At 41.9% G+C, this 24,102-nt stretch carries 13 protein-coding genes; all 13 read left to right on the forward strand.

Going from position 1 to position 24,102, the window contains the following annotated elements:
- Positions 1-15 precede the first annotated feature (15 nt).
- The 13 genes from B3C94_RS07710 (at position 16) to B3C94_RS07770 (ending at position 24,076) form a co-directional block, all read left to right on the forward strand.
- The gene (locus B3C94_RS07710) at positions 16-1,866 is read left to right on the forward strand and encodes a rhamnogalacturonan lyase (RefSeq protein WP_293901483.1); all 1,851 of its coding nucleotides are present in this window, start codon (positions 16-18) and stop codon (positions 1,864-1,866) included.
- Positions 1,867-1,923: 57 nt separating this feature from the next.
- Positions 1,924-2,694 carry a rhamnogalacturonan acetylesterase gene (locus B3C94_RS07715; protein WP_293901486.1) on the forward strand — a complete coding sequence of 257 codons (771 nt, stop codon included), beginning with the start codon at positions 1,924-1,926 and terminating at the stop codon, positions 2,692-2,694.
- 8 nt (positions 2,695-2,702) lie between these two features.
- Complete coding sequence (locus B3C94_RS07720) at positions 2,703-3,482, forward strand: rhamnogalacturonan acetylesterase (protein WP_293901489.1); 780 nt, start codon at positions 2,703-2,705, stop codon at positions 3,480-3,482.
- Position 3,483: 1 nt separating this feature from the next.
- Complete coding sequence (locus tag B3C94_RS07725; protein WP_293901492.1) at positions 3,484-5,094, forward strand: arylsulfatase; 1,611 nt, start codon at positions 3,484-3,486, stop codon at positions 5,092-5,094.
- 16 nt (positions 5,095-5,110) lie between these two features.
- Complete coding sequence (locus B3C94_RS07730) at positions 5,111-6,265, forward strand: glycoside hydrolase family 88 protein (protein WP_293901495.1); 1,155 nt, start codon at positions 5,111-5,113, stop codon at positions 6,263-6,265.
- A gap of 1 nt (position 6,266) precedes the next feature.
- Positions 6,267-9,224, forward strand: a complete 2,958-nt coding sequence (locus B3C94_RS07735) for a sugar-binding domain-containing protein (protein WP_293901498.1) — start codon at positions 6,267-6,269, stop codon at positions 9,222-9,224.
- 41 nt (positions 9,225-9,265) lie between these two features.
- Complete coding sequence (gene rhaM / locus B3C94_RS07740; RefSeq protein ID WP_293901501.1) at positions 9,266-9,577, forward strand: L-rhamnose mutarotase; 312 nt, start codon at positions 9,266-9,268, stop codon at positions 9,575-9,577.
- Positions 9,578-9,589: 12 nt separating this feature from the next.
- Entirely contained in the window at positions 9,590-12,331 is a 2,742-nt protein-coding gene (locus tag B3C94_RS07745) for a glycosyl hydrolase (protein ID WP_293901504.1), read from the forward strand.
- Positions 12,332-12,610: 279 nt separating this feature from the next.
- Positions 12,611-15,784: a SusC/RagA family TonB-linked outer membrane protein gene (locus tag B3C94_RS07750; protein WP_293901507.1), complete on the forward strand. Its 3,174-nt coding sequence runs from the start codon at positions 12,611-12,613 to the stop codon at positions 15,782-15,784.
- Positions 15,785-15,788: 4 nt separating this feature from the next.
- Complete coding sequence (locus B3C94_RS07755) at positions 15,789-17,294, forward strand: RagB/SusD family nutrient uptake outer membrane protein (RefSeq protein WP_293901510.1); 1,506 nt, start codon at positions 15,789-15,791, stop codon at positions 17,292-17,294.
- Between the two features lie 285 nt (positions 17,295-17,579).
- Complete coding sequence (locus tag B3C94_RS07760; protein ID WP_293901512.1) at positions 17,580-20,708, forward strand: SusC/RagA family TonB-linked outer membrane protein; 3,129 nt, start codon at positions 17,580-17,582, stop codon at positions 20,706-20,708.
- Between the two features lie 31 nt (positions 20,709-20,739).
- The gene (locus B3C94_RS07765) at positions 20,740-22,818 is read left to right on the forward strand and encodes a RagB/SusD family nutrient uptake outer membrane protein (protein ID WP_293901515.1); all 2,079 of its coding nucleotides are present in this window, start codon (positions 20,740-20,742) and stop codon (positions 22,816-22,818) included.
- 196 nt (positions 22,819-23,014) lie between these two features.
- Complete coding sequence (locus B3C94_RS07770; RefSeq protein ID WP_293901518.1) at positions 23,015-24,076, forward strand: glycoside hydrolase family protein; 1,062 nt, start codon at positions 23,015-23,017, stop codon at positions 24,074-24,076.
- The last annotated feature ends 26 nt before the right edge of the window (positions 24,077-24,102 follow it).

A 24,102-nucleotide genomic window follows, 5' to 3' on the forward strand; every position in this document is an offset into this window, starting at 1 on the left:
GATTTACACCTTTGAATGATGAAGACAAAACTTATTCTTTTGACAGGAGCACTGATCGGTTCTCTTGCTGTTTCAGGCCAACGTAAAATGGAGTTTTTGGATCGGGGTATGGTCGGCGTAAAAACAACGGATAACTCCGTTTTTTTAAGTTGGCGTTTGCTTGGTACCGACGATTTTGATACGGCCTTTGCAATTTATAGAAAGGAAGGGAATGGCAAGCAGAAAAAACTGAATACTTCACCATTGACCAAAGGGACTAATTTTTTGGATGATCATGTCGCTTTGAATCAAGATGTGACATACATTTTAGATATAGTAACCGGAGGTAAAGAAAAAGAAGTTGCCAAACTGACCTTATCGAAAGATCAAAAAGTACAGCAGTACTTAAATATTCCATTACGCACTCCTGCAGGATATATGCCTGGGGATGTTTCTGTGGGCGATCTGGATGGCGATGGGACTTATGAACTTATTGTTCACCAGACTGGTGTTGGACATGACAATGCACACAATGGGATTACTTCGGAACCTATTTTTCAAGCATATAAACTAGATGGTACTTTTCTCTGGGAAATCAATTTGGGTAAAAATATCCGAGAGGGAGCACATTATACCCAATTTATGGTTTATGACCTCGATAGTGATGGTCGTGCGGAGTTAGTCTGTAAAACGGCCGACGGTACTAAAGATGGACTGGGAAATGTTATTGGTGATGCACAGGCCGATTGGCGTGATACCGTATTAAATTCGCGGACAGTTGGTCGCATATTGAAAGGTCCTGAATACTTAACGGTATTTGATGGATTGACGGGAAAAGCCCTGAGCACTGTGGACTATCTGCCACAACGTGGAGAGCTAAGTTCATGGGGGGATAGCAATGCCAATCGCAGTGATCGATTTTTAGCTTGTGTAGCCTATTTGGATGGTGTACACCCGAGTGTTGTGATGACTCGGGGATATTATGAGCGTACGGCACTGGCAGCATGGGATTTCAAGGATAAAAAATTAGTAAGCCGTTGGGTATTTGATAGCAAAGTTCGTAAAGATCCTTATTCTGGTCAGGGATATCACAATCTCACGGTTGCGGACGTAGATCAAGATGGTAAAGATGAAATTGTCTTTGGTTCGATGGTTGTTGACGATAATGGCAAAGGGCTATACAGTACCGGACTGGGACATGGCGATGCATTACATGTTAGCGATTTGGATCCGGATAGGCCGGGCTTGGAGATCTTTGGAATTCATGAACTGAAAGGAGGGCGGAAAGGGACAGGTGTGGCTTTGTTGGATGCCAAAACTGGGGAAATATTGTTTAAAAGTGCAATAGACCAAGATATTCCTCGCGGTGTTGCTGCAAATATTGATCCCGATCATAAAGGGGCGTATCTGTGGTGGCTTGGATCTAGAGATATGTACGATACTAAAGGTAATCCTGTAGGACCGGCTCCGATATCGACCAATTTTTTGATTTGGTGGGATGCTGATTTGAGCCGGGAGCTTTTAAACAGCAACTATATTGAAAAATATAAAAAGGGGAAAACAGAACGAATCTTTACGGCGGTGGGAGCATCATCGATTAATGGAACTAAAAGTACGCCCAACCTAAGTGCGGATATCTTGGGGGATTGGCGTGAAGAATTGATCTTACGCTCAGATGATAATCAATATCTGCGTATCTATACAACAACGATCCCGACGGAAAAGCGTGTATATACACTCATGCATGATCCACAATATCGCTTGAGTATAGCATGGCAGAATGTGGCCTATAATCAACCGCCGCATACGGGATATTACCTTGGTGTAGGTATGGATCGTCCGGCTAAACCCAATATTCAGTTGGTGAAGCCTGCCCGCACAAAATAGAAATTTAGACGTGTACGATTGGAATTGTTTGATTAAAAGAAATAGATAAGTTAGCAAATGAAGCATACAATAAAATGGATAGGGATGACATTGGTAGCGGTTGTTTTAATATCCTTTGCAAAGCAGCAAAATAGACCCACGATTTATCTTATCGGTGATTCGACAGTTAAGAACAGCAATAAGGAATATTGGGGCTGGGGTACCTTGCTTCCTGAATTATTAGATACGACACGAGTCCGTGTGGACAATCATGCGATGGCAGGTCGGAGTACACGTACATTTGTCAAAGAGGGAAGATGGAGAAAAGTTGATTCTTTGTTCAAGCCTGGAGATTTTTTATTGATTCAGTTTGGTCATAACGAGGGAAGTAAGCCTGATACAAGCAAACAAGGCTATCGAGGTGTGCTAAGGGGTATCGGTCAAGATTCTATTGTGTTGGACTGGGGGAATGGAAAGAAGGAAACCGTGCACACTTATGGTGAAAACCTGCGTCGTTTTGTGATTGAAGCAAAGAAAAAGGGGGTAACACCGATTTTGTTATCCATGATTCCGCGCAACCAATGGGATGATCAAGGTAAGGTGAAGCGGGCCGACAAAGACTTTGGCTTGTGGGCTAAGCAGATTGCCGAAGAACAAGGCGTTCCTTTTCTGGATCTGAACAGTATTACTGCAGATAAATATGATCGCCTTGGACCAGAGCTGGTAAAAACCAGTTTTTTCCCCGGTGACCATACCCATACGAATAAAGACGGAGCGCGAGAAAATGCATGGTCTGTTATCGAAGGATTCCGTAGGATTAAAAGTCAGTTAGTACAATATATTAAATAGTAACGAAGATGAAATTGAAATTGTTGCCTTGGGCTGCGGTCCTTTTCGCTGTAATTAGCATGTCTTTTTTGGAAAAGCAGCACAAACCGAGCTTGTTTATTATTGGTGACTCTACGGTAAAAAACGGACAGGGAAATGGCTCGAACGGACAGTGGGGCTGGGGAAGTTTGATTGGTCAGTATTTTAAATCGGATAAAATTAATGTTAAGAATCGTGCTTTGGGGGGAACAAGTACCCGGACATTTTATAACAATCCAAAGCTTTGGCAGAAGGTACTGGATAGCATACAGCCTGGAGATTTTGTCCTTATGCAATTTGGGCATAATGATTCAAGTCCCATTGTGGACACGTTACGCGCTCGCGGAACGATAAAAGGAAATGGTGATGATTACCAAGAAGTGTATAATCCATTGCTGAAGCAGCATGAAGTAGTCTATAGCTATGGTTTTTACTTGCGTAGGTTTGTAAAGAATATTCAGGATAAGGGAGCGATAGCAATTATCTGTTCACCCATTCCACGCAATGCTTGGGATGGAAATCAGGTTCGTAAATCGGATTATGCAATATGGGCGAAAGAGGCAGCTGAACAGGCCAATGCATTTTTTATCCCATTACAGGATCAAGTGATTGCACAGTATGAAACATTGGGAAAAAAGAAAGTAGAAACGGAATTTTTTGATCCTAAAGATGCGACCCATACAATTAAAGCCGGTGCTTTGCTGAATGCTAAACTCGTTGCTGAGCAATTGAAAAAACAAACCAAAATCGGATTAAAGAAATTTATGTAGTATGAAGAAATCTACCTTTCCTCTGGCGATCTTTTTTCTGTTGACACTATTTAAAGTGCATGCACAGCAACGACCCAATATTGTATTGATTCTGGCCGATGATATGGGCTATGCTGATTTGGGTTGCTTTGGTTCCGAAATTCAGACTCCAAATCTCGATAAAATGGCAAAGGAAGGGATTAAGATGACTAATTTTTACAATGCTTCTCGTTGTTGTCCATCGCGTGCTTCCCTATTGACCGGATTATATCCGCATCAGGCAGGAGTCGGTGATATGATGAATAAGCGTCCTTTTCCAGCCTATCAGGGTTATTTGAATAGAAATTCGGTCACATTGGCCGAACTATTGAAAAGCGCAGGTTATGGAACCTTTATGGCAGGGAAATGGCATGTTGGACAGGAAAAGGAAAATTGGCCCCGGCAGCGTGGGTTTCAGCGCTACTATGGGCTAATTGATGGAGCAAACAGCTACTTTGAAAACCGGCCTTATCGCCCCAATCAAACATTAACGATAGCCTTGGACAATGAGGCGATCGTTCCGCCAAAAGATTACTATAGCTCGGATGCCTATACAGATTATGCAATGACTTTCATTGGTGAGCATTTAGAAACTAAAAAAGAGGATCCTTTTTTTCTATACCTCGCTTTTCAGGCTCCCCATTGGCCTATACATGCCAAACCGCAGGATATTGCAAAGTATCGTGGTAAATATATGGAAGGCTGGGAGGCTATTCGTGAAAAGCGTTTTCAAAAACAGCAGCAGTTAGGGATATTGCCGCCAACGACCAAATTGTCACCAATTGATACGACATTGCGAAATTGGAATGATTGCAGTTGGGAAGAAAAAGTAAAATGGGATGAAAAGATGGCTGTCTACGCGGCGATGGTAGATGAATTGGATCAGAACGTTGGTAGACTGGTTGATTATCTCCAATCGAAAGGACAATTGGACAACACTGTTTTCATCTTTCTCTCTGATAACGGAGCGAGCAATGAGACTATAACTAATGCGGGATTTACACCAGAAATTAGAGCTGCTAATGAATTTCCTGCCAGTCATCCGCGTTCTTTTACAGCTTATGGAGTCGAAGGTGCTGCGGTGAGCAATACGCCTTTCAAAAAGTTCAAGCATTGGGAGTTTGAGGGTGGGAATGCCACCGGATTTATCGCTTATGGACCGAAATTCCTACCAAGAGGGAAACAGTTTGATAGGCCAGCCCATTTGATCGATATCATGCCAACTTTAGCACAATGGTCGGGAGCGAGCTATCCTAAGGACTATGCGGGCAATACGATTCAACCGATGGAAGGAATATCCTTGCTTCCGCTATGGACAGCGCAACAAAAGGATATTGATCGGGAAATTTGTTTTGAACATGAGGGCAATAAAGGTGTGCGTAAGGGAAAATGGAAACTTGTCTCTTCCTATCCTGAAAATAAGTGGTATTTATATGATATAGAAAAAGATAGAAGTGAAACAGTAGACTTATCAGCCTCTTTCCCGAAAATATACAGTGAAATGGTTAAGCTCTATGAAAACTGGGCAAAAAGGGTTGGTGTGATACCTTACGAGCAGCTCGCTCAAAAAAAAGGGAATTCCCGTTATGAATAATTATATAAAGCAAAACATGAAAATATTTAATTCTTATACGGCCACTTTGATGATTGCGTTTTTCCTTTCAGCATGTTCATCGACGAAGAAGGTTGTCGAACAGAAGCAGGAATTAACCGCTGTAGATGTACTTCAGTCGTTGCAGCTGACCAATCGTTATTTTATGAACAAATGGACAGACACCGGTAAACCGATCTATACCAACCGTTGGCGGCCGAGCAATATCTGGACCCGGGCCGTTTATTACGAAGGGCTCATGGCACTTTATCAGATTGATCAAAACAACGAATACTACAATTATGCTGTGGATTGGGGAAATAAACATGACTGGGGTATGCGCAACGGTTTGGAAACTCGAAATGCCGATGACCAAGCTTGTGGGCAGACTTACCTGGATCTCTATGAGATTGAAGCGAAGCCTGAGCGTATCCAAAAGATTAAAGCCAATATAGATTACATTATCAAATCTGGAAAAGTAGACGATTGGACCTGGATTGATGCCATACAAATGGCTATGCCAATTTATGCTAAACTGGGGGTAATGACGAAGGATCAAGTTTACTTTGAGTACATGTATAAAATGTATCATCATTCAAAAACGCAAGAAGGTGGAGGCCTTTATAACAAGGCCGATAAATTTTGGTGGCGCGATAAGGATTTTGTTCCTCCTTACAAGGAGCCGAATGGTGCGGATTGCTATTGGTCACGTGGCAATGGATGGGTTGTGGCAGCTTTGGTTAGGGTACTTGATTTAATTCCGGAGAACGAAGCACATCGTGCCGAGTACATGTCGGATTATAAAGCTATGATGGAAGCACTTGTTCCTATTCAAAGACCGGATGGATTCTGGAATGTCAGTTTACATGATCCGACTAATTTTGGTGGGCGTGAAACTTCAGGCACTGCACTGTTTGTTTATGGCATGGCCTGGGGCATCAATAATGGTTTCCTAGATGCTAAAATATATCGACCTGTTGTAGAAAAGGCGTGGAAAGCAATGACAGCAGAAGCGGTTCACCCTTCTGGTTTTTTGGGCTATTTACAAGGAACGGGAAAGGAACCTAAGGATGGTCAGCCGGTCAGTTTTTCAAGTCAACCGGATTTTGAAGACTACGGTTTGGGTTGTTTCTTATTAGGAGGAACAGAAGTCTATAAAATGTTGTCAAGATAAGATGAAAAGGTTATGCTTTATTTTTTGTTGCCTGCTGCTTTCATTCGGTACCTATGCTCAAGTAGGGAGGACGACTTTTAGTTTTAACGCTGACTGGCGTTATCACATCGGCGATGTAAGCGATGCCTCTGCTGTAGGCTTCGATGATCGTACATGGAAACAGGTTGCCTTGCCTCAAGCTTGGAATGAAGATGAAGCTTTCGCAAAAGCGATACATGACCTTTCGGCAACTATTGTTTGGTATCGAAAAAAGTTTACTATTCCCAAGAGAGTTACTTCTGATAAGGTCTTTTTGGAATTTGAGGGGATTCGCTTCGGTGGAGAATTTTATCTTAACGGGAAATTTATAGGGCGTCATGAAAATGGCGTCATGGCCGCCGGATTTGATCTATCGGATCTGATGAATAGAGATGGCGAAAATATTTTGGCCATACGTATAGACAATAGTTGGAGCTATCGTGAAAAGGCAACAAATAGCACTTATCAATGGAACGATAAAAACTTTAATGCAAACTATGGCGGAATTCCCAAAAATGTGTGGATCCACTTTGCTTCCAAAATTTATCAGACCCTACCATTGTATTCCAATTTAAAAACTACGGGTGTTTACGTGTATGCGAAAAATATGAACATTCCTAAAAAGACATTGGATCTTTTTGTTTCTTCCGAGGTGAAAAATGAAACCGATAAATCGAGCTCGGTAGATTTTGTTGCAGAAGTACGTAATACCGAAGGAAAATTAATAAAAACGTTTTCAAAAACGTTCAATCTTCCTGCCAATCAAACGCAGCAATTGACCATGAACTCAGCCATGAATCAGGTTAATTTTTGGAGCTGGGGCTACGGCTATCTCTATACGATTACGACAAAAATTGTACAGGACAACAAAACTTTAGACGCTGTACAAACGAAAACAGGGTTTCGAAAAACGGCTTTTAAAGATGGGATGGTATATCTGAATGATCAAGTATTGATGATGAAGGGCTATGCACAGCGTACAAGTAATGAATGGCCTGCTGTTGGTTTGTCTGTAGCGCCTTGGTTAAGTGATTTTAGCAATGGGCTGATGGTCAGGAGCAATGCCAATTTGGTTCGTTGGATGCACGTAACACCTTGGAAACAGGATGTTGAATCCTGTGATCGTGTGGGATTGATGCAAATGCTACCCGCAGGAGATGCCGAAAAAGATACGCAAGGTAGACGTTGGGAGCAGCGAACGGAGCTGATGCGTGATGCAATTATTTATTATAGGAACAATCCCAGTGTTCTGTTTTATGAATGTGGAAACGAGTCTATTTCGGAAGAGCATATGGCTGAGATGAAAGCTATCCGCGATCAATACGATCCAGCTGGTGGGCGCGCCATTGGCTCTCGCGAAATGTTGGATAGTAAGATTGCTGAATATGGCGGTGAAATGCTATATATCAATAAAAGTGCACGCCACCCCATGATTGCAACCGAATATATGCGGGACGAAGCCTTACGTAAATATTGGGATGAATTGAGTTATCCATTTCACAAGGATGGTGAAGGGCCACTTTATAAAGGCGTAGATGCCAGTGATTATAATAGGAATCAAGATCGTTATGTCATTGAAGCTGTACATCGTTGGTGGGAATATTGGAAAATGCGTCCCGGTACTGGTGATCGCGTAAATTCAGGCGGCGTCAATATTATCTTTTCGGATTCCAATACCCATTTTAGGGGAAAGGAGAACTACAGAAGAAGTGGCGAAGTAGATGCCATGCGTATTCCCAAAGACGCTTATTATGCTCATCAGGTTATGTGGGATGGCTGGATTGCTCCAGATCCAAAAGGATTGTATCTGGTAGGGCACTGGAATTATGCTCCCGGGACAAAAAAAGATGTATTGGTCGTTTCTGCAGCTGATCGGGTCGAATTAGCTGTGAACGGTAAGGTACAGGGAAAAGCCGAAAAGCTATATAATTTCCTATACCGTTTTCCAGCTGTTGATTTTGAGGCTGGGGTCTTGTCTGCGAAATCATTCACCAAAGAAGGGAAATTATTGAATACAAAGGAGCTTAGAACCGCAGGTGAACCGTATAAAATCCGTTTAACGGCACAACATGGTAAAAATGGCCTATTTGCGGATGGAAATGATATGGTATTAGCAGAAGTTGAAGTGCTCGACAAGAATGGGGTACGCTGCCCATTGGCATCAAACAGAATAGATTTCAACTTAGATGGACCGATGGATTGGCGCGGTGGTATTGCTCAGGGACCTGATAACTATATTTTAGCTCGATCGCTGCCGGTAGAGGCTGGGATAAATCGCGTATTACTTCGTACGCAGTACGATAAATCTGGGCGGGTGGTGTTGAAGGCGATATCTAATGGACTTTTATCAGATTCAGCCGTGTGGACGGTGCAACCTATCAAAACGGTGGGTAATTATTTTGTAAAAGAATCTAATGAAAATTTACCATCATTCTTAGAACGGGGGCCGAGTCCAGCGAAAGCGACTTTGGTCCAGCTGAAAAAAAGTCTTAAAATCCGCACAGCGACAGCTGGAGCTAACCTAGAGAAAGTGGGACAATCCTACGATGATAATGAGCTGTCGGATTGGGTCAATGATGGCCAGCTAGGTACGGCATGGATTACATATACTTTACAGGAAAAATCTGATATTGATGAGATTGATTTGAAATTGAACAATTTTAGGTCGAGATCCTATCCGCTACAGGTTTTCGTAGACGACAAACTTGTTTTTGATGGAAATACAGATATTACGCTAGGTTACTGCACACTTTCTTTCCCACGTACAAAGGGTGAAAGGGTGACTATAAAGCTTAAAAATGCACCTTTTACCGCGAAAGAAAATAATCAGGTAGAAATGGGCGGTAAGAAACTTGATGATGGCGTCGCACGCAATGACGCTAACGCGAAAGGTACCTTGAGCATTATCGAAGCTGACATACATCAGGTATTGGCTAATTAAGAATATTTGGCGATCATAAAATAGTTCAGTACATAAACGAAATGGAGAAAATAGCATTTAAAATGAAATTGAAACCGGGCATGTCTGCGGAATACAAACGGCGACATGATGCGATCTGGCCAGAATTAATAACCTTATTGCGCGAAAGCGGGGTGTCTGATTATAGCATTTTTTTGGATGAGGAGACGGATACTTTATTTGCGGTTCAATATTTAGCAGGACATTCGTCACAAGAGCTGGGTAAGGAAGTTATTGTTCAGCAATGGTGGGATTATATGCATGATATCATGGACGTAAATCCAGACCACTCCCCAGTGTCGATAAATTTGAAAAAGGTGTTTCACATGGATTAGGTTAATTTTAACATGAAGAAAATCTATATATCATTAGTGCTTGCCTGTAATCTTTTGGCTGTCGGTCGAACGATAGCGCAGGATCTATGGCCAGCAGTTACCAAAGAAATGAGGCCTTGGACGCGTTGGTGGTGGCTGGGGTCAGCTGTGGACCGGCCTAATCTCGAACGTGAATTAACCTTATTTGACAAAAGTGGATTTGGGGGCGTAGAGGTAACACCGATTTATGGTGCTAAAGGATTTGAATCCAACTACCTGACCTTTCTTTCACCACAATGGATGAATATGTTGGGTGTAACAACGGATAAGGCCAATGCCTTGGGAATGGGGGTAGACATTAATTTGGGTACGGGGTGGCCATTCGGGGGACCCCAAATCAAAGAAAAGGATGCCGCTACCAAATTAATCCTGGATGAATTTGAACTGAAAAAAGGGGAAAGGATCACGTTTCCCCTAAAACCTAAAGATCCTAAACAAAATTATTTCTTTCTGCAGGCTTTACGGGCATTTAGATCCGACAATAGTGAGATTAAACTGGATGATTATATTTCAAAGACAACTGGAACATGGGAAGCGCCTGCCGATATTCGTCTATTAGCGGTATTTTCTGGTAGAACGGGGCAGAAAGTCAAACGTGCCGCACCGGGGGGAGCGGGGTATACGCTCGATCACCTTGGGCAGCAATCTGTCGTATCTTATTTCAATAGATTTACCGAAGCTTTTAAGGATAAACCATTGCATGTGCGTGCTTTTTTTAACGATAGCTACGAAGTATATGGGGCAAATTGGACGGATGATTTTTTGCAATCATTCGAACGGATAAAAGGATACAAACTACAAGATAACCTTCTAGATTTTGCGGGTAAAGGTAAGGATGAAGTTAAAACAGCAGGCCTTAAATCGGATTATCGTGAAGTTGTGAATGCACTACTTGCCCAGAATTTCCTGATCCCATTTACGGATTTTGCCCATCGCTATAGTGCGATTTCAAAAAATCAAGCCCATGGATCTCCAGGAAATCTGATTGACTTGTATGCGGATACCGATATTGCGGAGTGTGAAACCTTTGGATCCAGCAGTTTCGATATTCCCGGATTAAGACGGGATACTGCTGATATCCGTAATGTGGACCCAGATCCCATGATGGCAAAATTTGCGACATCGGCGACAAATGTATACGGTAAAAAATATACTTCTTCGGAAACATTCACCTGGCTTACGGAACATTTTAAAACCTCCTTGTCACAAACGAAACCTGAAGTCGAACAACTATTCCTCGCTGGAGTGAATCATGTATTCTATCACGGGACAACCTATTCTCCGAAAAATGTACCTTTTCCGGGATGGTTGTTCTATGCTTCCGTTAATTTTGTTCCGCAAAACTCGTTCTGGGACCACCTTACTGGTTTGAATCAATATATTACGCGTGTGCAATCCATCCTTCAATCCAGCCGGGCCGACAATGAACTGCTGGTATATTGGCCCATTTATGATATTTGGAATAATGCCAAAGGAATGGATAAGGCACTAAAGGTTCATGATGTTGACGAGTGGTTACATCCAACGCAATTTTATAAACAAAGTGTTCAGCTGCAGAAACGGGGGTATAGCTTTGATTTTGCAACTGATAAAATTTTGGCGGGAACTACAGTAAACGACGGGAAATTACAAACTTCAAAGGATGCGATCCCGTATCGAGCAATTTATATACCTGCCTGTCATTATTTTTCTGAAGAGACATTGCAGAAAATACTGGAAATGGCCAACCAAGGAGCAACTGTCATCTTCCAGCAATTACCGAAAGAGGTTCCTGGATATAGCCAATTAGAGAAACGGCGTACACTGTTCAATAAATTAATTGCATCGCTAGGTTTCGAAAAAGATAAAGCGAATCAGTATACAGCTTTTGGAAGAGGCAAAATCTATCTTACAGCCGATGTCAGTTCGGCCCTCGAAACAGAAGAGATCACACCAGAACGGATAAACCAAACGGGGCTGAAGTTTTCGCGAAGAGCCGCTGGTAAGGATAGGTATTATTATTTGGTCAATCATAGTGGACAGACTATTGATCGTAGCATTACACTAAATGCACAGACAGCACATTATTCTTTATTGGATCCCCAGACCGGCCGGACCTATCAGTTGCCATTATCTGACGGCAAAATACGGGTGCAGATTCCATCGGGTTATTCCTGGATAATCTTAGCGTCAGCGCAACAAGCGAGCGAACCTTTCCGCTATCAGGATGAGTTACACCAAGTGGCCCAATTGGACCGCGATTGGAAAGTGAGTTTTATTGCTGGAGGACCTGTTTTACCAAAGGCTAAAAAGCTTGATCAACTTTCCTCCTGGACAGAATGGGGTGACAAAGATGCGATCAATTTTTCCGGCGCAGGGGCTTATGAAAAAACAATTTCTATCCATAAAGATCAATCAAAATCCTACCTACTGAAGTTGGGGCGTGTTGCTGAAAGTGCAAAGGTCTACATCAATGGAAAAGAGGCGGGTTTGTTATGGTCTATCCCGTTTCAGCTGGATATTACCAATATGTTGGTAAACGGAGAAAACAAGATTCGTATAGAGGTCGCCAATTTAATGGCAAACCGGATCAGTTATTTGGACCGCAAAAAAATTGCCTGGCGTAATTATCACGAAATCAATTTTGTCAATATCAATTATAAAGATTTTGATGCCAGTGACTGGAAGCCCATGGAAAGTGGGCTGATTGGACCCGTGACCATTTGGAGTTATTAAAAGAATGCGATGGAATGCATTTACTGTACATCTTACTTGGCTGGTCAATTTTTCGCCATAGCAAGAGTTTATATTGAGCTGTAGTTGGCATTTAAAAGAAAATGAATCTGTTACACTAAAAAAAATAATATTTACCAAAAGCCCCATTTATGGGGCTTTTTGGTTTCTGTAACAGACTGGATACTTAAGAGCCTGTAAGTTCAGGATAGTTAGTTTAAAGGGATACTATAATTTCCTGTTACCAGTATAAATCACAAGTAACAATTTAAACTTCAATCCATGAAAAATATCTTACGATATGGTACCGTCATAATGACCCAGTTGGCATTGACTCAGGTATTATATGCTCAAGAGCTGCTGAAGGGGAAAGTTGTTGACGACAAAAGTCAGCCTATCAGCGGAGTGACTATCCATGTCAATGGCAAAGGTAGCGGAACAACGAATCAGAATGGCGAATTTGGTATTATTGCCAAATCCGGGGATAAAATTACCTTTACTTCGATAGAATATCTTGCTAAAAGCCTAAATGTCGTTAACCTCTCTTTTTTACAGGTGAACTTGGTACGAAAGCAAGAATCGCTCGATGAAGTTGTTGTCATTGGCTATGGTACGCAAAAACAAAAGAATCTGACTGCTCCGGTTTCTAAATTTAAAGCTGAAAATTTGGATGAACGACCGATAGCTCGTGTTGACCAAGCTTTGATTGGACAAATTGCCGGGGTACGAGTCAAACAATCTACGGGTGTCCCAGGTAAAGGTCTAAGTGTACAAGTTCGTGGTTCGGGTTCCATCTCCGCAGGTACGGAGCCATTGTACGTGGTGGACGGCTTTCCTTTGCAAAATGCAAAGACAAATACATCTGGAGGTTATTCCTCCGGAAATCCATTGGATAATATGAATCCAAATGATATAGAATCAGTGGAAGTATTGAAAGATGCAGCGGCCGCTGCAATCTACGGATCCCGTGCGGGTAATGGGGTTGTTTTGATTACAACCAAACGCGGACGTACCGGTGAAGCAAAGCTAAGTTTAAACTCTTATGTGGGCATTTCGTCCCCTTATCGTAAACTAGATATGCTTAACGGAGAAGAATGGATCGATCGTCAGATTGAAATGATCAATGCCCAATGGGTAGCGTCCGGGAAGGATAGGCTGGCAAGTCAAAGTAATGAAGAGCGTCGAAAGATATTGGGCCTTGCTGATGGGACATACAATACCTCTTATATGTACGATGATCGTTGGCTGGAGCCTGGACATCCAGGACTTTATATGATCGATTGGCAAGATGAGGCTTATCGTAAAGGAATCACACAAAATTATCAAGTCACGGGTTCTGGAGGGACAGAATATATAAATTATTATGTATCGGGGAATTACATGAACCAGCAGGGGATTGTGCATGGCCTGAATTATAAAAATTATACCGCACGGGCAAATGTAGAGTTGAAGGCCAATAAAAAGCTAAGTTTTGGTTTGAACTTAGCGCCTTCTTATTCCATTGGCAATGATCCCGGTGTTGAGGGGAAAGATAATATTATGCACCAGATTTACTCGATGTCGCCTGTGCAAGATAATCCTGCTGGGACGGTCAATGTACTTGAGAATGATAAGTATCCTTGGAGTACATCGACTAATGATCCGATTGCTAAATTGAGAAACTATTTGGGCGAAAATAAAATCTCGCGTTTGCTTGGAACTATCTATGGGCAATATCATATCCTGGATCATTTGACTTTTAAGACAACAGTCAATTTGGATCAAACCGATAGTCGGAGCAATAGATTTGAGCCCTATACGATCGCTGGATCCTTAGCAAATAGACTCACAAATCCAAATCAAGCGACGTATGGGTCCAACAGTGTATACCGTAGACAGACTTTTGTCAACGAAAATACATTAAACTACACGGTCACTATCGGGAAGCACGACCTTACAGCTTTGGTAGGGCAGGCGTATAATTTTGATAAATTGGAAACCTCATCGATTACTTCTAAAGACGGCTATATTAACAGTTCCATTAAAACGTTAAATGGAGCAGTAGCTACAGTTGCATCAACAGGGGCAACACAGAGTATTCTGTTGTCCTATTTTGGTCGTGTTCAATATGCCTTTGACGGAAAGTATTTGTTTTCGGCAAGTCTTAGGCGAGACGGTTCTTCCCGTTTTGGAAACAATACGAAATGGGGATTATTCCCTTCACTTTCATTTGGTTGGCGTGTGTCGGATGAAAATTTTATGAAATCGTTGAGCTTTATCAACGATTTAAAACTAAGGGGTAGTTTTGGTACAGCAGGTAACAATAATATTGGTGATTATAGCAGTATTTCGGTATTGGGAATTTATAACTATTCTGCAAATGGTAACTCTGCTTCTGGGCAAGCGCCCAAAAATATTATTAACCCCGACCTAAAATGGGAAAAGTCACGTACCTACGATGTTGGGTTGGATTTTGGATTGATCGGCTCACGGATCACCGGATCGTTTGATTGGTATACAAGAAAAAGCAGTGACCTTTTATTAAATGTTCCCTCCATGTATGTAACCGGATTTGGATCATATTTAGATAACGCTGGTGAGCTGAAAAGTAATGGTTGGGATTTGGAAGTTACCTCACATAATATCAAAAAATCGGATTTTACTTGGTCAACATCCTTCAATATTAGCCATAGTGCCAATAGAGTGACCAAATTGGAAGGTGATCAAAGAGAAATTTTGATCCCTTCGTCTTTTGATATACAACATAGTCTATTGCGTGTCGGTGAGCCCATGTATAGTATTTATGTGGTTCAACAGAATGGCATATTAAGCCAGCAAGATATTGACAATGGAGCTGCATTATTTGGTAATGAGAAAGCTGGAGATCCACGTTATGTCGATGCCAATGGTGATGGTGTGATTGATGCCAATGACCGTGTTATTGTCGGGCACCCCAATCCGGACTATGTCTGGGGAATAACCAACAATTTTAAGTATAAAAACTTTGATTTGAGCTTTATGTTCCAAGGACAAAATGGTGGGCATATCTATTCTTTGTTAGGTCGGGCATTGGGGCGTACGGGACAAGGGGCCTCTGACAATGCGTTGGGTTTCTATCGGGATCGTTGGCGGTCAGCAGAAGATCCGGGCGATGGTCGTGTTGGAAAAGCCTATTCTACGTTCGGACGGATTAAAAATACTGATTGGTTGTATTCATCAGACTATTGGAGATTGCGTAATATAACCTTAGGATATAATATTAAGGATATGAAGTTGGGCAGCCAATCCAAACTCAGCATGGTTCGCCTGTTTATGACGTTGGAAAATTTTTGGGGTAAAGACAAGTATGATGGTGGTGTCAATCCGGAATCGTCCAATACCAATTTGAGCGGAAGCGATACGTATCCAGAAGCTGGAGATTATGGCGGTTTAGCAATTCCGAAAACGATCACCTTTGGTTTAAATGTAAATTTTTAAAATCATGAAAAAGCTAAATATATTTTTATTGCTATTAGGATTGTTTGGTTCCTGTAAAATGGAATTGGATCAACAACCCATTTCAGAAGCAACTTCTGAAACTTTTTTTCAAACACCAAATGATTTTATACAAGGCGTGAATGCCTTATACAATGGGATCCAAAAGTATCCAGATCGTTTGATGAACCTTTCAGAAACTCGCTCAGATAATTTATATGCGGTCTCGGACGGTGGCGTACGTGATTGGGAAGGAATCAACAGTTTTCATAAGACGATTGCGAGTAATCCCTATGTGCAAGAAGCTTGGTACACAAATTACAACGCGATTTTTCGGGTGAATAATTTTCTGGAGCAGTTGCAATCTAGGGGTACAACTGTGATTACAGATGAGGATTTACGGAATCGCATGGAGGGTGAAGCGAAGTTTTTGCGGGCTTTTTTATATTTTGATCTGCTACGTTACTTTGGGAAGGTGCCTTTGATTGATCATGTCGTGTCGGCACAAGAAGCCAAAACAATTCCACGTAGTAATGTCGAAGATATTTATGCCTTAATTGTCAGCGATCTCAATAGAGCAGTAGCAATTTTACCTACACCGGGAGGCTATGCCGAGGCTGACCAAGGGCATGCGAATAAATATGCAGCAAAAATGTTGTTGGGATTGGTGTATATGACCAAATCCGGTCCTACGCTAGGTGTAGTAGGAGCTGGATTGAATAGTAATGAATGGGGAAAGGCGCTCGAACAATTCAATGCAGTTATCGCGAGTAACGAATTTAGTTTGTTAGATAGGTATACTGATATATTCGATTATAATAATGAACATAACAAGGAAGTTATATTTAACATTGAGTTTTCCAGTGGAGCGAATCCGATTGTTGGTTCGACATTTCCCTGGGTATTGGTTCCCGATAACTGGTTTAATTCGCTTGGTTTGGGTACGCAAGGTGGATTGACGATCCGACCAGTGTCAAGCGATTTTATGAACACTTATGTCGCCAATGATGTGCGGAGATCTTTTTGTGTCCAAGAGGGATTTGTCTACAATAAGGTGGCTGAAAATCGACCTTTCGTTAAAAAATTTGTCGATGTGACGAAAGTGCCTGCGAGCCGTACGGATTGGCCAATAAATTACATTGTATTTCGCTATACGGATTTACTGTTGCTAAAAGCGGAATGTGTATTGAATGGTGCTTCTGGGAATCATCAAACCGATGTCGATGCGGTCGTCAATCAAATCCGAAAACGCGCTGGATTGACAACTGAGCTGACCAATGTCACTAAATCACAACTGATGGACGAACGGAGGAGGGAGTTTATTGGTGAAGGAACACGCTGGTTTGATTTGATAAGAGCTGGCACTGTGGAGTCCGTCATGAACGCTTGGATTGCAAAAGAAGATACGGGAAAACAAATGTCTGCTTTTCAAGTCAATTATGTGTTATACCCCGTGCCACAGTCAGAAATAGATAACAGTCCCGGATTGTATACACAGAATCCCGGATATTAATATGTTGATTAATTTAATCGCCCTTAGCATTTAAGGGCGATTTTTTTATTTTTGGCGCCAGCTAATGACAGGATTGAACAGGATGGTTATTACAAATCATCCTGTTATTTTTAGCCAACATTATAAGCCTGAGGAGAATTCTGATTATCTTTTTTAAGCCAGTCATCGTATAAAGCAATAAGTAAAGATCATACAATATTTTCATTGTCTTGTATAATGCAAAACGATTTTCACTACCGAAGATCAACAAGGGAAAGAATAAAATAATACCTAAATAATACTTTAATGATAAACTATTTAACAATTAGGTTTGATCATCATGTAAAGAAGTACACTTTTTTGCTGTTTATGGCGATGCTGTGTACGTTAAATTTATTTGCTCAAACAACGAGGACTGGAAAGGTAAACGATGAAAAAGGTTCACCTGTTCAAGGTGTGACGGTACAGGTAAAAGGAAAAGCCATGACGGTAAAGACCAATGCCGACGGTTCATTTACCATCAATGCGATGCCATCAGATGTATTGGCCTTCAGAAGTGTAGGTTTTGAACCCCAAGAAATTTCTGTTGGAAGTCAAAATAACTTCAATGTGGTTCTCGCACAAAAAGTCGATGTCATGGACGAAGTCGTGGTGGTTGGTTACGGCACCATGAAAAAGAAAGATGTAACGGGGTCGATAGCGAGTGTGGGAGAAAAGGAACTGAAAGCAATGCCCGTAAAAGATGCCTTGCAGGCAATGCAAGGTAAGGTTGCGGGGGTTGATATTACATCGAATCAGAGACCAGGAACTACAGGAAGTATAACTATAAGAGGGGTTCGATCAATCACTGCTGATCAAGGGCCACTTTATGTCGTTGATGGGATGGTATTGCAGGCAGGTGGCATTGATAATATCAATCCAAGCGATATAGAGACCATCGATGTCTTAAAGGATGCTTCTGCAACAGCTGTGTATGGCTCACGTGGGGCGAACGGTGTTGTTTTGGTGACGACAAAGCAGGGTAAAAAAGGCCGCTTAATGTTGAATTATGCAGGTACAGCGACATTTGAAAAGATGTATGATGTCACAGAGTACATGGATGCTGCGGAATGGTTGGAGTATGCGCGTTTAGCGAAATTCGGAACAACGACACCAGATTATGAAAAGGATTTTGCCAAATGGGGTTCTGTAGCGGCCTCCTGGTCAAATATTGCCAAAGGTTGGACCAATAATAATACAGTTTGGGATCCGAGCTTGGTCGGTAACTATGATTGGGCAGACCTCGGACGTAAAAACGCCTTATCAACTGAGCACACCTTAAGCGTTTCAGGCGGTGGAGAGAACTCGAAAGGCTATGGTTCATTTGGCTATTTGAAGCAAGATGCAACACAGCCGGGACAAAAATTTAATCGTTATACTTCGAAGGTAAGCTTTGAGGCGACTCCGACTAAGTGGTTTACCATGGGAGCGTCATTAAATACCTTTTTCTCCGATCAGGATTATGGGTATAACTTTTCGAAATCGGTCACTGGAGCGGGCGATTACTACAATGCTTTACGAGGAATGTTGCCTTGGACAGTACCTTATGATGATAATGGAAACTACCTGAGAAACCCTGCAGCCGGAGACATTAATATCATCAATCCAATTAATGAACTGGAATATAATACCAATCAACGGCAGACTTTTGGTGCGAATGGCAGTTTCTTTAGCCAGGTAGATTTTGGACAGATCTATGCACCGTTGAAGGGTTTGAAATATCGGATGCAATTTGGTCCAGAATTTAGGTATTATCGTTTGGGTTTAGCGAATGCTGCAGAGGGTATCAACGGTGATGGAAATAATGCAGTCACTTATTCCACTAACCGCAATTTAGCTTGGACATTAGACAACTTGATTTATTATGACCGTGATTTTGGAGCGGATCACCATCTTGGTGTTACCTTGCTGCAAAGTTCCTCCAAGTATAACTCTGAATCAAGCAATATGAAGGCGACGGATGTGTATAGTGCTGGAGAATTATGGTATAATATTAATTCTGGAGGTTTTATCGGTAGTTGGGGAACGGGTTTATCCGAGCGGCAAATGGAGTCCTATATGGCTCGGGTGAATTACAGCTATAAGGATCGTTATATGTTAACAGCATTTGTGCGTTGGGATGGATCTTCGGTATTGGCACCAGGGCATCAATGGAGTTCATTTCCTTCTGTAGCCGCATCATGGCGTATTGATCAGGAAGATTTCATGAAAGAAGCCCGCTTTATCAACACCCTAAAATTACGTCTGGGAGCTGGTATTGTTGGTAATGCCGCAATTGGACCTTATCAGACGAAAGGATTATTGACGCAAAATTTTTACAACTGGAGTGCGACGAATTCGACACCAGGATATGTAGCTTCAGACCCTTCTGCTGCTAACCCACAGAAAATGGCGAATCCTGAATTGGGATGGGAACGTACGACTCAGTATAACTTAGGAATAGACTATGGCTTTCTAAATAATCGGATCAGCGGTGCTTTAGATCTGTATAAAACGAAGACAAATGATTTGTTGTTAGCGATGAGTCTAAACTCCGTTTTAGGGTATGGTGCTACAATGGCAAATGTTGGAAAGACTTCGGGTTGGGGTATTGATCTCCAGATCAATACTGTCAATGTGAAGAATGACAACTTCCAATGGAATACGACGTTGACCTGGTCCAAAGACAAGAATAAAATACTTGAATTGAACAATGGACGGAAAGAAGATCTAACCAATAACTGGATTGTAGGTCAGGAGATTCAAGTCCCTTATGATGTGGTTTATGATGGTATTTGGAAAACTTCGGAAGCGGAAGAAGCTGCAAAATACGGTGCTAAGCCTGGGCAAATTCGAGTGAAGGATATTAGTGGCCCCGATGGAGTGCCTGATGGTAAAGTAGATCGCAATTATGACCGACAAGTTTTGGGATCTTATCGTCCAAAATGGTCTGGCGGAATTATGAATACATTCACCTATAAAAACTTTGATCTATCCTTCTTTATTTTCTCCCGTTGGGGACAGACAATCAATGCTGGGGCTGCAACATTGGATGGTCGTTACATGCAACGCAAATTGGACTACTTTATTCCAGGAGTTCATGAAGATGCTGAGTATTATCAGCCAGGCTCGAACGGCGAAGCGGCAGATCCTTGGAATTCTTCCATGAACTACCGTGATGGATCATTTATCAAGCTAAGGAATGTAAGTTTAGGTTATAATTTCCCTAAAACAAAATTACAAAAACTTGGCATCAGTAATTTTAAGGTTTATGCACAGATCATGAACCCAGCGATGTTGTATTCAAAAGTGGATTTTCTGGATCCAGACTTAGCAAGTTATAATAATAACACGACACAAGCTGGTTCTTCGATTACGACAAGAGGGGCTGTGATCGGTGTGAACATAGGATTTTAAGCAGCAAAAAGGATTTAAAAAAGTGATTCTCATGAAAAATTATAAAATATTAGTTGCTTCCATATTTGGTGCTGCTGGATTGTTGGTATTGAATGCCTGCAGCAAAGACTTTTTAAAAGAGGAACAGATCACCATACCGGATACAGACTATTTCAAAACACAGGCAGGGTTAGATGATTTGGCAACAGGGGTTTACTCCAAATTGAAATTTAAATATAACTATACCTGGGGGATGGCCTTGTTCAATTTGGGTGTAGATGAGTTTACGGATGCAAATAATGCTTCCCCAAGTTTTAATAGTTATAGTATGGATCTTAATCCTGCTGAATCAACTTATGGTGGTGGCAATATCCAGCCGGTGTTTGACAATATGTATAGCGGTATCGAATCGGCCAATACGCTGATTCAAAATGTACCGCTGTATTATGATAAATCCAATGCCAATTATAATACACGTTTAGGCGAAGGATATTTTATGCGGGGATATTTTTACTTGCAGTTAATTGTTCAGTTCGGTGGTGTACCCTTGAAACTGACACCAACCGAAAAAGTAGAATCTTATTTTACAAGAGCTTCGGAAGACGCTTGTTTTGCGCAGGCCATTTCTGATCTGGAGCAGGCTTATGCCTTGCTGCCCGCTTCGGCGACAGAATTTGGACGGGTGACCAAATCAGCTGCGGCACATTACGTTGCTAAAGCCAGACTGACTCGGGCGAGTGAGTTATATGCTTCTTGGAATTCAAAATATACTGCAGAAGACTTAGATGCTGTTATCAAATATGGAACGGAAGTCGTGGCGGCACACCCCTTGGTGGATGATTACGTAAAACTATGGGACTATCAAAAAGCCAATAGTGCCAATGAAAAAGTCTCTGAGGTTGTTCTTTCGGCACAGTTTTCGGACGACCAGGCAACCTGGGGACGTTATGGAAATCAGATCCATCTTTACTACCCTGCTGTTTATCAAGATTTAGGTGGAACGAGTCGAGACATATCAGGCGATCGTGAATTTTCCTATGCACGTACCACAAACTATACCTTAGATGTTTTTGATCGCGTCAATGATTCCCGTTTCTGGAAATCCTTTATTACGATGTATGGCGCGAATAATACCGCGAATGCCCCTGTATGGACTGCAGCTAATGCATCGCTTGGCCCTGAAGGAACTGTTGTTGGAGCGAAGCGATTCAAAGGTGGTGAGCTGGGTATTAAATATATTGTCAACAACGCTGGCGATACGCGCTACAAAGCAGTGGCTAGCGATGCAACAGGAGTTCTTAAAAATGGCGTCATGCAGAATACGCATACGTTTGTGCGTTACTTTCAAGGGGAACCACAAGCTTGGGTAGGTAAACATGGAAATAATGGTTATTTCGGTGTGCAATCACGTTATGTATCACTTTCGAAGTTCAGAGATGGTTATCGGGTCAGTATTGCATCTGCCAATGGTACCCGCGATGTTGTCATGGCGCGCTCGGCAGAAGATGTCTTAATGGTGGCTGAAGCTTATATCCGTAAGGGGGAAGGACAGTATGCTAACGCAATACAATGGATCAATAAATTGCGCAGCCGTGCGGGCTATAAAAATGGTGAAGACCGCGCGAAGAATGTTGACGGCGGACAAGCCTATAAGAATAATTCCTATGCTGTTGGGAAAGGAGGAGGCTTTTCGGCGGAAGGAGCCATCTATTGGGAAGGAAACTCATACTACGAATCTAATAATGATATTGCGAAAACTACGGCATCTTCCGAAACACAGATGCTGATCAATTCTGTCGCTGATATTTATAATTCAGCCGTTGATGCTCCAATTTATGAGAAATTGGGAGCAACAAGTAATGCGCAGAAAATGATGGCTTTTCTGTTGAATGAACGCACACGTGAATTGTGCGGTGAACTCTACCGCTGGGAAGATTTAGCCCGTACCAAAACATTAGAAGCGAGATGGAAAGCATTTAACGATGGTTATGTACGGGGGAATACCGTCTTTAATCCAAATACACATTACTATCGACCGATTCCGCAATCTTTCTTGGATGCAACCACCAGTGAAAGTGGCGCAGCATTGACGCCTGCAGAAAAGCAGGCTATGCAAAACCCGGGATATTAATTTTTGAGGGTAATAAACGTGAACCTGACCTACCTGTTCTGAATTGAATGGGTAGGTTTTTTTGTAAAGATGATTTCGGTTGCAGGATAGCGCAGGATAGGTTCCCTAGCTAGTTTTGGTATCTTACGGCTTGATTCGTATAACATTGCGGATCTAAGTAAACCAAATTGTAAATCAACGGAAGGGAAATGTTCACATGGATAGAAGAGTCTTCTTAAAGTCAAATGCATTTTTATGGATGACAGCGATATTACCTTTAGGTACATCGGCCCAAAAAAGCAGGATGCAGTCTCCCTATTTCAAATTGAAACCGATTGGTCGTTCTTTACAATTACAGGATTATTTTATTTGGTGCTCATCTCCGATTTGGGGGAACGATGGTAAGGTGCATCTTTTTTATTCACGTTGGCGAAAGGAAAAAGGGATGGGAGGCTGGATCAAAGGTTCTGAGATAGCGCACGCAGTTGCTGATTCTCCCTATGAAACATTCCAACATAAGGATGTTGTTCTACAAGCTCGGGAAGGATTTTGGGATAGTACAACCTGCCATAATCCACTGATAAAAAAGATAGCGGATACCTATTATCTTTTTTATATGGGAAACTCCAATGGAAAAACAGATACGAAGAGGATCGGTGTGGCAACCTCTACAAGCTTGGATGGGCCATGGAAACGGAGCGATAATCCCATTTTGTTGCCTGGAGCGGAAGGTGCATGGGATGATCATTGTACGACGAACCCAGCATTTCTAAAAGGTAACGATGGTAAATTTTGGCTGTATTATAAATCTTGGAATACGGCTGAATACCTGCAGGATAAAGGTCCTGTTCGAGGAAATCGAAAGTATGGATTGGCCAAAGCTGAACATCCATTGGGACCCTATGTGAAAGTATCCGAACACCCGGTAATTGATTTTTCTGATCGTCCTCATAATGCACAGCTTGAAGATGCTTTTGTATGGAAACAGGATGAACAGTATTGTTTGTTAGCTAGGGATATGGGGTTTTACAATCACGAATATGGATTGATCTTAAAATCATTGGATGGCGTTAAATGGTCTGAACCGCAAGTAGCTTATTTAAATTTATCAACATATATTCAGGAGCCGCCGCCACCCGCAAACTTGAAGCGCTTTGGCAGACTTGAAAGACCTATGATCCTGATGGATAAAATAACGGATAAACCTCGCTTCCTTTTTGGAGCCACGCAAGGCGGAATAGCAGAAACCTCGACAGCCTTTGTATTTGAGATCGTGTGAAGAATCTGCCATAATCGTGTTTAATT

The sequence above is a fragment of the Sphingobacterium sp. UBA5670 genome (genome assembly GCF_002420705.1).
GTDB lineage: Bacteria > Bacteroidota > Bacteroidia > Sphingobacteriales > Sphingobacteriaceae > Sphingobacterium.